Origin of the sequence: Streptomyces sp. Ru73, assembly GCF_002920575.1 — a bacterium.
Classification (GTDB): Bacteria; Actinomycetota; Actinomycetes; order Streptomycetales; family Streptomycetaceae; genus Streptomyces.
In genome coordinates, this window is the sequence record NZ_PQSQ01000087.1 from 26,807 (window position 1) to 33,527 (window position 6,721).

The following is a 6,721-nucleotide window of genomic DNA, read 5'->3' on the forward strand; positions in this document are numbered from 1 at the left end:
GCGTGCCGCACGGCCGGAGAACGCCGTCGCGGCCGTACCAGGCCGGAGAATGCGGTCGCGGTCGTACGAGGCCGGAGAATGGTCCCGTACGACCGCGCCCCGAACCCTAAGGAAGCAAGGACGATGAGCAAGCTGCGTGTGGCTGTGATCGGCGCCAAGGGCCGGATCGGCTCCGAGGCCGTCAAGGCGGTCGAGGCCGCCGAGGACATGGAGCTGGTGGCGGCGCTGGGCCGCGGCGACAAGCTGGAGACGCTGGTCGAGGCCGGCGCCCAGGTCGCGGTCGAGCTGACCCACCCCGACGCCGTCATGGGCAACCTCGACTTCTGCGTACGCCACGGCATCCACGGCGTGGTCGGCACCACCGGCTGGTCCGAGGAGCGCCTCACGCAGCTGCGGACCTGGCTGGCGGCCGCGCCGGAGGTCGGCGTGCTCATCGCGCCGAACTTCTCCATCGGCGCCGTGCTGACCATGCAGTTCGCCCAGCAGGCCGCCCGCTTCTTCGAGTCCGTCGAGGTCGTCGAGCTGCACCACCCGAACAAGGCCGACGCCCCGTCCGGTACCGCGGCACGCACCGCCCAGCTCATCGCCGACGCGCGCGAGAAGGCCGGCTGCGCCCCGGCGCCGGACGCCACCGCCACCGCGCTGGACGGTGCGCGCGGCGCGGACGTGGCCGGCGTGCCCGTGCACTCCGTACGGCTGCGTGGGCTGCTGGCCCACCAGGAGGTGCTGCTGGGCGGCGAGGGCGAGACCCTCACCATCCGGCACGACTCCCTGCACCACTCCAGCTTCATGCCGGGCATCCTGCTCGGCGCGCGGCGCGTGGTGGACACTCCCGGCCTGACCATGGGCCTGGAGAACTTCCTCGACCTGGCCTGACGGCCGGCCGGCAGGAGGGCAGTACGCACAGTGCGCGCAAAGATCACTTACTTCGTCCTCGCGGCGGTCCTGGTCGTCTACTTCGTCCTGGTCGGCGACCGCGGGGTGCTGCTGATCCAGCAGGGCACCCCGGTCACCGTCGTCTTCGGGATCGCCGTTCTGGTGCTGCCGCTGATCGGGGTGTGGTTCCTCTGGCACACCACCCAGTTCGCGCGGAAGGCCGGGCTGCTGGCGAGGGAGCTGGAGGCCGAGGGCGGGCTGCCCGTCGACGAGCTGAAGCGGACGCCGAGCGGCCGCATCGACCGGGACTCCGCCGACGAGGTCTTCCAGCGGCGGCGGGCCGAGGCCGAGGCGACGCCGGAGGACTGGCGGGCGTGGTTCCGGCTGGCGGTCGCCTACCAGGACGCGCGGGACACCCCGCGCGCCCGCAAGGCCATGCAGCGGGCCATCGCGCTGCACGACGGGAAGCCGGTGCGGACGGGCTGAGACCCGGCAGGTCCGGAACGCGGACGGCCTGAGACGCGGACCGCCTGAGACGGTCGGTACGTGTCCGGCCGTGCGGCGGGACGGCGACGCGGTACGGCGGCGAGGTACGACGGCGGGGCGCGAGCTTTTCGGCTCGCGCCCCGCTTTTCCGTACGCGCTCCCGGCGTCGCGGCCGCTCGGCCGCGGTGCCTCCGCCGCTCAGCCCCGGTGCTCCGCCGCCCACGCGGCGACCGTGTCCGCCGCGCGGTTGAAGGCGCCGGCGCGGGTCAGGAAGTCACCGCCGTGATCGGTGAAGAGGAGGCGCGGCTCGCCGTCCTCCGGGGCGCCGATCATCAGCGCCTGGCCCTGGACCGTACGCGGCAGGCCCAGCCAGCGCACCGGCTGCTGCACCGTACGGACCGAGGTGACCGCGCTCCACGGCAGCGTCGTCGTCCGCACCAGCCGCACCTGGCGCAGCCCCGCGGCGCTCACCCAGACACCGGCCCGCAGCAGCCGCAGCGCGAAGCCGATCAGTACCAGCGCCACCGCCAGACAGACCACCGCACCGACCGGCGCCCCGGCCAGCCCGATGATCAGGGCGGACAGCAGCACGAAGGAGGCGAGCAGCAAGAACACGGCCGCCGCCCCTACGCGCCAGGGTCCTGGGCGGTAGGGACGGCGCCAGTGGTCACGCTCGTCGTAGGGCAGGGGCGCCGGGTCCGGGGCGTCCCCGTCGAGGTCGCGGTCGGCCGTCAGGAAGGGCAGGGGCACGGCGGATCCTCACTCACGGCCCGTGTTACGCACGGGCACACGGTCGAAAGCTGTGACCGGTGAGGCTAGCGGCACCAGGACGGCCGGAACCAATCCTGTGCCGCTCCGCCGGGCCGCCCGCCCGAACGGCGCAACGCGCAGCCGGCTCAGCGGCCGTGCGCGGCCTCGGACTGATGGGTGGGATTCGGGCCGCCGACCGTGTCCTGCTGCAGGGCGGGCACGCCGAACAGCAGGGAGCCGGTCAGACCGGCGACGACGGTGAGACCCAGCAGCGTGCGGCCGAAGATCTGGGCTCGGCTCGCCCGCGGGCGCGGCGGCGGCGTGACATTGCTGCGGAACCGGTCTGCCTCGGCGACAAAGGCGAACGGGACGGGCTCTCGCCGGCGGAACATGAGGGGGCTCTCCTAAGGAACCTCGAAGTGGGCAGTGTCACAACGTTCAACGTAACGGGCGCTCGACGAGTGCCCGTTTTCCGTGACCTATGTGAAAAATATCAACTGCCGCGTGCGTAGTGCGCACCGGGGGGTCCCTTTTGTCGCTTCGCGCCGGATCCCACCGCATTTCCGATCTTGTCAGTGCCGGGCCGTAGGCTTGGCGCGCCCGGGCGACGAGCGGCGCGAACGCCGCGGCGGACGGACGGGTGCCCGCTCCAGCACGATGTATGAACGGAAGGAACCGCCGGTGTCCCACACCCCCGCCGAGAGCGCCGACAGCGCAGCCCCCGCATTCCGCAGCGAGGTGACGGTCGAGCTGGTCAAGCACGCCGCCGGCGACAGCGACGTCCTGTGGGCCGCGCGGGTCTCCACCGCAGGCGAGCAGTCCCTGGAGGAGCTGCAGAAGGACCCCGAGCGCTCCAAGGGCCTGATCAACTACCTCATGCGCGACCGGCACGGCAGCCCGTTCGAGCACAACAGCATGACCTTCTTCATCAGCGCCCCGATCTTCGTGTTCCGCGAGTTCATGCGGCACCGCGTGGGCTGGTCGTACAACGAGGAGTCCGGCCGCTACCGGCAGCTCCAGCCGGTCTTCTACGTCCCCGCGACCGACCGCAAGCTCGTCCAGCAGGGCCGTCCCGGGAAGTACGAGTTCGTCGAGGGCACCGAGGCGCAGCACGAGCTCACCACCCGGGTGATGGAGGACTCCTACCGCCAGGCGTACGAGGCGTACCAGGAGATGCTGGCGGCCGGCGTGGCGCGCGAGGTCGCCCGTTCGGTCCTGCCCGTGGGCCTCTTCTCCTCCATGTACGCCACCTGCAACGCCCGCTCCCTCATGCACTTCCTCGGCCTGCGCACTCAGCACGAGCAGGCGAAGGTGCCGTCCTTCCCGCAGCGCGAGATCGAGATGGTCGGCGAGCAGATGGAGGCCCACTGGGCCAAGCTCATGCCGCTCACGTACGCCGCCTTCAACGCCAACGGACGCGTCGCTCCGTAAGTCGCGCGACGGAGATCTGGCGGCCCGGCGGGGGAGAGCCCCGCGAGACGGTGTCCGTATTGCGGCGATTTGAGAAATTCCTCTACGCTGAACACACGGATCCGGCACTGCCTGAACCCCCGAGCAGGCAGTGCCGGGTCCACATCCCGGCCTCCCCAGGGGCGCAACCAGCGGTGAGCTACGAGTAGCGTGGGACCCATGGCTCCGACTTCCACACCGCAGACCCCCTTCGGGCGGGTACTGACCGCCATGGTCACGCCTTTCACGGCGGATGGCGCTCTCGACCTCGACGGCGCGCAGCGGCTCGCCGCCCACCTGGTGGACGCCGGCAACGACGGCCTCGTCGTGAACGGCACCACCGGAGAGTCCCCGACCACCAGCGATGCGGAGAAAGCACAGCTGGTGCGGGCCGTGGTCGATGCGGTGGGTGACCGCGCCTTCGTCGTCGCCGGAGCCGGCACGAACGACACCCGGCACAGCCTGGAGCTGGCACGCGCCGCCCAGGACGCCGGCGCGCACGGCCTCCTCGCCGTGACGCCGTACTACAGCAAGCCCCCGCAGGAGGGCCTCTTCCGGCACTTCTCGGCGATCGCCGACGCCACCGACCTGCCGGTGATGCTCTACGACATTCCCGGCCGCAGCGGCGTGCCGATCAACACCGAGACCATCGTCCGGCTGGCGGAGCACCCGCGGATCGTCGCCAACAAGGACGCCAAGGGCGACCTCGGCCGGGCCAGCTGGGCCATAGCGCGCTCCGGCCTCGCCTGGTACAGCGGTGACGACATGCTGAACCTCCCGCTGCTCTCGGTCGGCGCGATCGGCTTCGTCTCGGTCGTCGGCCACGTCGTCACGCCCGAGCTGCGTGCCCTGCTCGAAGCCCACGTGACCGGCGACGTCACGAAGGCGAAGGAGATCCACCAGAAGCTGCTGCCGGTCTTCACCGGCATGTTCCGCACCCAGGGCGTCATCACGACCAAGGCCGCGCTCACCCTCCAGGGCCTCCCCGGCGGACCGCTGCGCCTCCCGCTGGTCGACCTCTCGCCCGAGGAGACGGAGCAGCTCAAGGTCGATCTCGTCGCCGGCGGGGTACATCTGTAACCAGACTTCACAACTGAATACGGCTCGCGCGACCCAGGCGGTCGTCACAGCTGAAGACGAACACCACAGCCACAACAGCAAGTGCACGAATGTCATGCGCGCCACGTGCCTCAAGGGCCCGTGGCGCGTGTGGTGAGGAGAGTCTTTTGAGTCATCCGCATCCCGAGCTCGGCGCGCCGCCGGAGCTTCCCGAGGGTGGCCTGCGTGTCACCCCCCTGGGCGGCCTCGGCGAGATCGGCCGCAACATGACCGTCTTCGAGTACGGCGGCCGGCTGCTGATCGTCGACTGCGGAGTGCTCTTCCCCGAGGAGGAGCAGCCCGGAATCGACCTGATCCTGCCGGACTTCTCATCGATCAGGGACCGCCTCGACGACGTCGAGGGCATCGTGCTCACGCACGGCCACGAGGACCACATCGGCGCCGTCCCCTACCTGCTCCGCGAGAAGCCGGACATCCCGCTGATCGGCTCCAAGCTGACCCTCGCGCTGATCGAGGCCAAGCTCCAGGAGCACCGCATCCGGCCGTACACGCTGGAGGTCGCCGAGGGCGACCGCGAGCGCCTCGGCCCCTTCGACTGCGAATTCGTCGCGGTCAACCACTCCATTCCGGACGCCCTCGCGGTCGCCGTCCGGACCCCCGCCGGCATGGTCGTCCACACGGGTGACTTCAAGATGGACCAGCTCCCGCTGGACCGCCGGCTCACCGACCTCCCCACGTTCGCCAAGCTCGGCGAGGAGGGCATCGACCTCCTCCTGTCGGACTCCACGAACGCCGAGGTGCCCGGGTTCGTCCCGCCCGAGCGGGACATCTCCAACGTGCTGCGCCAGGTCTTCGCGACCGCCCAGAAGCGCATCATCGTGGCGAGCTTCGCCAGCCACGTGCACCGCATCCAGCAGATCTGCGACGCCGCGCACGAGTACGGGCGCCGCGTCGCCTTCGTCGGCCGCTCGATGGTCCGCAACATGGGCATCGCCCGCGAGCTGGGCTACCTGAACGTGCCGGCCGGCCTCGTCGTGGACGTCAAGACCCTCGACGACCTGCCGGACGACGAGATCGTGCTCGTCTGCACGGGCTCCCAGGGCGAGCCGATGGCGGCGCTGTCCCGGATGGCCAACCGCGACCACCAGATCCGGATCGTCCAGGGCGACACGGTGATCCTGGCGTCCTCGCTCATCCCGGGCAACGAGAACGCCGTCTACCGCGTGATCAACGGGCTCACCCGATGGGGCGCCAACGTTGTCCACAAGGGCAACGCCAAGGTGCACGTCTCGGGCCACGCCTCGGCCGGCGAGCTGCTGTACTTCTACAACATCTGCAAGCCGAAGAACCTGATGCCGGTGCACGGCGAATGGCGCCACCTGCGCGCCAACGCCGAGCTGGGCGCCCTGACGGGCGTGCCCAAGGACCACATCGTCATCGCCGAGGACGGCGTGGTCGTCGACCTGGTCGACGGCGTCGCGCGGATCACCGGCAAGGTCCAGGCGGGTTACGTGTACGTCGACGGCCTCTCGGTCGGCGACGTCACCGAGAGCGCCCTGAAGGACCGCCGCATCCTCGGCGACGAGGGCATCATCTCCGTCTTCGTCGTGGTGGACAGCACCACGGGCAAGATCACCGGCGGGCCGCACATCCAGGCCCGCGGCTCCGGCATCGACGACGCCGACTTCAACGGCGTCCTGCCCAAGATCGACGAGGCGCTGGCCAAGTCGGCCCAGGACGGCGTCATGGAGCCGCACCAGGTGCAGCAGCTCGTACGCCGCTGCGTGGGCAAGTGGGTATCCGACAACTACCGCCGCCGGCCGATGATCCTGCCGGTCGTCGTGGAGGTCTGACGACCCGTCGGAAGCGCACGAGGAGCGGGGCGCCCGGATTTGCATCCAGGAGCCCCGCTCCAGTACGTTTACGGCTCCGCCTGAGGGGAACCGGGAACGCCTGCGCGTCCACGGGACCGCACGGCGACCGGACCCGCAAGGGAACGGAAATCCGGCCCAGAGCAATCTGATAAAGTCGGATCAGCCGAAAGGCAAGGCCAATCCAAAGGCCACCGGAACCAAATTCGAACCGGAAACGGAACGAAATC

The 6,721-nt window shown here is 70.4% G+C and carries 7 protein-coding genes; 5 read left to right on the forward strand and 2 right to left on the reverse strand.

Annotated elements, in window-relative coordinates; all coding sequences use genetic code 11:
* The first annotated feature begins 123 nt into the window (after positions 1–123).
* Both dapB and C3486_RS28710 read left to right on the forward strand, forming a co-directional pair.
* Positions 124–876, forward strand: a complete 753-nt coding sequence (dapB, locus tag C3486_RS28705; protein ID WP_103835689.1) for a 4-hydroxy-tetrahydrodipicolinate reductase — start codon at positions 124–126, stop codon at positions 874–876.
* 30 nt (positions 877–906) lie between these two features.
* Entirely contained in the window at positions 907–1,362 is a 456-nt protein-coding gene (locus tag C3486_RS28710) for a tetratricopeptide repeat protein (protein WP_103835690.1), read from the forward strand.
* A gap of 198 nt (positions 1,363–1,560) precedes the next feature.
* On the opposite strand, the gene C3486_RS28715 is transcribed toward C3486_RS28710, so the two are convergent.
* Both C3486_RS28715 and C3486_RS28720 read right to left on the reverse strand, forming a co-directional pair.
* Complete coding sequence (locus C3486_RS28715; RefSeq protein ID WP_103835691.1) at positions 1,561–2,112, reverse strand: PH domain-containing protein; 552 nt, start codon at positions 2,110–2,112, stop codon at positions 1,561–1,563.
* A gap of 146 nt (positions 2,113–2,258) precedes the next feature.
* Positions 2,259–2,504, reverse strand: a complete 246-nt coding sequence (locus tag C3486_RS28720) for a hypothetical protein (RefSeq protein WP_103835692.1) — start codon at positions 2,502–2,504, stop codon at positions 2,259–2,261.
* 289 nt (positions 2,505–2,793) lie between these two features.
* On the opposite strand from C3486_RS28720, the gene thyX reads away from it, so the two are divergent.
* The 3 genes from thyX (at position 2,794) to C3486_RS28735 (ending at position 6,473) form a co-directional block, all read left to right on the forward strand.
* Positions 2,794–3,543 carry an FAD-dependent thymidylate synthase gene (thyX, locus tag C3486_RS28725; RefSeq protein ID WP_103835693.1) on the forward strand — a complete coding sequence of 250 codons (750 nt, stop codon included), beginning with the start codon at positions 2,794–2,796 and terminating at the stop codon, positions 3,541–3,543.
* 198 nt (positions 3,544–3,741) lie between these two features.
* Positions 3,742–4,641, forward strand: a complete 900-nt coding sequence (gene dapA / locus C3486_RS28730; RefSeq protein ID WP_103835694.1) for a 4-hydroxy-tetrahydrodipicolinate synthase — start codon at positions 3,742–3,744, stop codon at positions 4,639–4,641.
* Between the two features lie 146 nt (positions 4,642–4,787).
* Positions 4,788–6,473: a ribonuclease J gene (locus tag C3486_RS28735; protein ID WP_103835695.1), complete on the forward strand. Its 1,686-nt coding sequence runs from the start codon at positions 4,788–4,790 to the stop codon at positions 6,471–6,473.
* The last annotated feature ends 248 nt before the right edge of the window (positions 6,474–6,721 follow it).

What these genes read in the sequence shown, in the direction of transcription:
- dapB (WP_103835689.1), top strand. Translation starts at nt 124, where the DNA reads ATGAGCAAGCTGCGTGTGGCTGTGATCGGCGCCAAGGGCCGGATCGGC.
- C3486_RS28720 (WP_103835692.1), bottom strand. Translation starts at nt 2,504, where the DNA reads ATGTTCCGCCGGCGAGAGCCCGTCCCGTTCGCCTTTGTCGCCGAGGCA.
- dapA (WP_103835694.1), top strand. Translation starts at nt 3,742, where the DNA reads ATGGCTCCGACTTCCACACCGCAGACCCCCTTCGGGCGGGTACTGACC.